Below are 3668 nucleotides of genomic sequence, written 5' to 3'. Positions count from 1 at the left end.
GGAGGTGGCATTTGAACGGTGGGTTGTTACCACAAGTGACGGCGCGTATCCACGCCGTGAACGGCGTGGTATTGCGGCTGTTCAGCCTATAACGTTCCGTGGTCTGTCAGTTGCTCGAGGTAGTTCGTGTGATGTCGTACTGGAATCCCATCACATTCTCAGGCATGATCTCAACTGCCCAATTGCCAGCTTCGGGATCCGTGATTCGGTAGACGAACTCTTGCTGGGCGGTCCCAGTTGAGTATTCACCGCCTTGGAGCTGTGAGCGACTCTCTCCCTCGGCTAAACTGACGTGGCCGCTGGTGGATCGTTCAACACGTTCAGCATCGATCTCGGTGCCGTCCGGAGAGATGAACGTCACATCGAAACCTTGGGATGGTCTGTTATCAGTTTGATATCGGTTGTGTGCCGACAACGTAAGCGTCACATCCTCAATGTTGTCAGCTACCTCAAACTCCTGTTCGAAGGGCTCTGTTGGTTCTTCCCACACTTCGACGTTGAAATTGATCTGCTGCCAGTAATCGTTTCGATCAGGCCGTGCGGGATCCTGAATTCCCAGGTCGATCTCGGCATCATATCGGCCGCGATCTGCATCGCTTGGCGGTGAAATCGTCACCTCGACAGTCGTCGTCTCGCCTGGGGGAAGCTCGGTTGGCGACGTAATATCGAACCAGGACTTCTCGAGCGGCTGACTGGCGCTGGGACGGCGGACACCGTCTCGAACGGTAACTTGTGGGTTCAGTGGGACTGCCTGCTCGCCAGTGTTTTCGATGACGATTTCGTGAGATGTCGTGTCTCCAGCCTTTACTTGCGTGTGTTCATAGCCGCCCGATTTGATCGTCACTGTCGGCTGTTTGGACACCTCGAGATTGAGGTTTGCAGCGTGGACCGGTCGAGCTGGGCCGCCAGGATACGAGATCATCTCATCGGTAAAAGCGAGTGATCCACTATAACGGCCGAGGTCTGCATCTTCGGGGATTTCGACGGTTGCATCCACTGTTTTCGTCTCGCCTTCCTCGAGAGTCAGCTCGTCATCGCTAATCGAGACCCACTCCTCGTTGATTGGGGGCTCTTCGAGCGTGTGTGTGTATAGATGTGGTGTAATGGTAATTGCTTCATCTTCACCGTTTTCGACAGCAACACTGACAGTCTCAGACTCGCCGGGCTTTAGCTCTAGACTTCGGTACTGCTCTTCGACATACAACTGCGTGTAGTTTGTTGGGGAATCACTCTGTTGGGAACTAACATCGACGCTTGCTGGTTGTGAACTATTCGTCTGCGGGGTCATACCTGCAGCCGCAGCTGGGACGAGTAGTGCCACTGCGAGCAGGAGAGGAAGGATTGTACTCCGATTCATACTTCGATTTGGGGACTCCTTGTGGCCGTAGATATGTTGGGCGGCTTAGGAGTCAATTCAGCCATTCTAGTTACTATCCTGAAATAGTTGCGATTTTATTATTTGTATTGATGAGTGATAACGCGAGCGAGGGAGTCTATCGACAACCACCATCCGAGAGGGCAGAGAAGATCTAGTGCTGATTTCGAGTGCTGATAGAATAGCAGTGAGTATTGATGTCAAACAGCGCTGTATGACCGCATAGATGACGATCATTACTCATACAGACCGTTGAGTCGAGCGACGTGATCATGTGACCCGGCGATGATGATGACGAATAGCACTGTGAGTACTGTGCCGTATGGGTGATCTGGAGTGCTTTCGCGATCGCTGCGGAATTGCCCGCCGCGGCCATCTCCTCGGCGACCGGTTGCTGGTAGCCCGGCGCGAGCACCCAGCCGCCGATGAGTCCGTGTTGTTCCAGCTGAAGACTGTCGGGACCACGACGAGCACTCTGTTTATTCTGGACAGACTATCTAAGATTCTAATCTAAGAATATGTGATTATTATCTAAGCCTATATGTCTATCCTCATTCGGAGTGAATTTCATGAATAACAATATACAGATCGAGCTAAGAACGGCAGATCATAACTTCCCACACCACCGTTCAATCGGCCATGGAGAAGAGAATAGAGAAAGATGGGTGACAGAAAACCTCACTCGAAGTCGTAGCCCCACTCTCGGAGCTGCTCAGCGAGCTCATCGAGATGCTCGAGGCCAACGAGAAGCGCAGCCTCACGAAGGTCAGCCTTCTTCACCGATTCTCCTAAGACAGCCTCGACATCCCGTTTTCCCTCACGCTGGCGATCCAGCGTTGACTGCTGGAGATGCAATTGGACAGTTTGGGCACGCCCGTCGGTGATACTGTTGCGCTCGTAGATCCAAGGAAGTACGGTGCTCGAGGGACTATCCGATGCAGTCTCGCTCCCATCGTTGTCACGACGCTGATCACGATCGACGCTGGCCTCGGACGCATGATCAGGCTGCGCTGTCGATGTCGACGCCGATGTCTCGAGTGTGGGCGGGTCATCCGTTCCGGCATCGTTGCCGCCAGAATCGTCGTCTGTGTCACCACTGCTGAACGGATCACCGGCGCTTCCGCTTTTAAATCCTGTCATGCTGTCACCTCTTGCTCGAGCGCACCAGGCTCAGGCGGGTTTGGTGCTTCAATCCCGGCCTCCTTCTCGAGGTAGCGAGCCAGTTGATCGAATTGGGCGAGTGTTTCGAGCTCGTAGTCCCGTTGACGGGCGCGATGCTCGCGAACGTATTTGAACGCTGAACACTGCTGCTTCCAGCAGCCTTCCATCATTGACGTCCGGTCGTTGATCACCTCTGGTGTTGGGAACTCGATTTCCTCGATGAGTTCCTTCTGGTCGTTCGTCCGCTTGAATCCGTTCGGGACTGCGGCCAGAACACCGACCTCAATATTCAGCTGGTCAGCGAAGTTACTCGCGAGTTCCTCGAGGCCTTCGACCGATGCCCGACCCTTGGCCGAGGGCTCGACGGGGATCACCAGATTTCGCGTCGCGAAGATGGCGTTGTAGAGGTGATCCGACTCGGTCGCCGGCGGGTCACAGATCAGGACATCGTACTGATCCCCAACGCCAGCATCAGCGAGGACGCGCTGTAGTTGGGCATAGATATTGTACGCGTCGCCGAAGTCCTCGGCTTTCTGCTGTTCGCGAGCGAGGTGATCTGCGAGATCCGAAAGCATGTTGTGCTCTGGAATGATGTCGACACCCTCCGACGTTCGGATGAGATCCTCGAATGGACCTTTCGGCGCATTGACCATGTGACGGACGAGGTTGTCCGCATCGCTACTGGCGCGGTCCTCGTCGACACCGAGCAGCCGGCTGAGGTCGCCGTCCTGCGGATCCAGTGGGACGACCAAGACGTCAAGGCCTGCTCGAGCGTGCGCGACAGCCAGATTCGCTGTCAGCGACGATTTTCCGACGCCACCCGCTTCGGAGTACACCGTGTACGAAAGCATGAGTGTCTCTTGTGAGTTACTAAGATAAGAAACTACGCAAAGCATCCAAGAAATATACCTAAGTTAGATCTCTCAGACACATATCTAAGATTCTTATCTAAGTCACCTAGAGCTACCACAGAAACTGTTGCGTCTTAGGGACGGAGAGCACGATCACAGCCAAGAAGTTCATCTTAGAGTGGTACATCTAAGTGTAGCTTCAAGTCTGAATCTGTAGATCCTTTTCAATCTCAATTGGGTAGAGCTGCCGTAGCTTGATCCGGGCGTCGTCAGTAGTAAAC

3 protein-coding genes and 1 pseudogene are annotated in these 3668 nt (G+C 54.0%); all 4 read right to left on the bottom strand.

The window, feature by feature from the left end:
- Positions 1–106 precede the first annotated feature (106 nt).
- A complete protein-coding gene (locus BSG09_RS19870; RefSeq protein ID WP_139246300.1) occupies positions 107–1357 on the bottom strand; it encodes a COG1470 family protein in 1251 nt (416 codons plus the stop codon).
- Positions 1358–1616: 259 nt separating this feature from the next.
- Positions 1617–1849, bottom strand: a pseudogene (locus BSG09_RS21805) (BCCT family transporter); the annotation flags it as partial.
- Positions 1850–2053: 204 nt separating this feature from the next.
- Positions 2054–2515 carry a hypothetical protein gene (locus BSG09_RS19860; RefSeq protein WP_092936207.1) on the bottom strand — a complete coding sequence of 154 codons (462 nt, stop codon included), beginning with the start codon at positions 2513–2515 and terminating at the stop codon, positions 2054–2056.
- Positions 2512–3387: a ParA family protein gene (locus tag BSG09_RS19855; RefSeq protein ID WP_092936205.1), complete on the bottom strand. Its 876-nt coding sequence runs from the start codon at positions 3385–3387 to the stop codon at positions 2512–2514. Before BSG09_RS19855 ends, BSG09_RS19860 begins: the two co-directional genes overlap by 4 nt.
- Between the last annotated feature and the right edge of the window lie 281 nt (positions 3388–3668).

Origin of the sequence: Natrinema hispanicum, assembly GCF_900111485.1 — an archaeon.
GTDB classification, from domain to species: domain Archaea; phylum Halobacteriota; class Halobacteria; order Halobacteriales; family Natrialbaceae; genus Natrinema; species Natrinema hispanicum_A.
The sequence above is the reverse complement of the archived record's forward strand: the minus strand, read 5'-3'. Positions and strand labels throughout refer to the sequence as shown.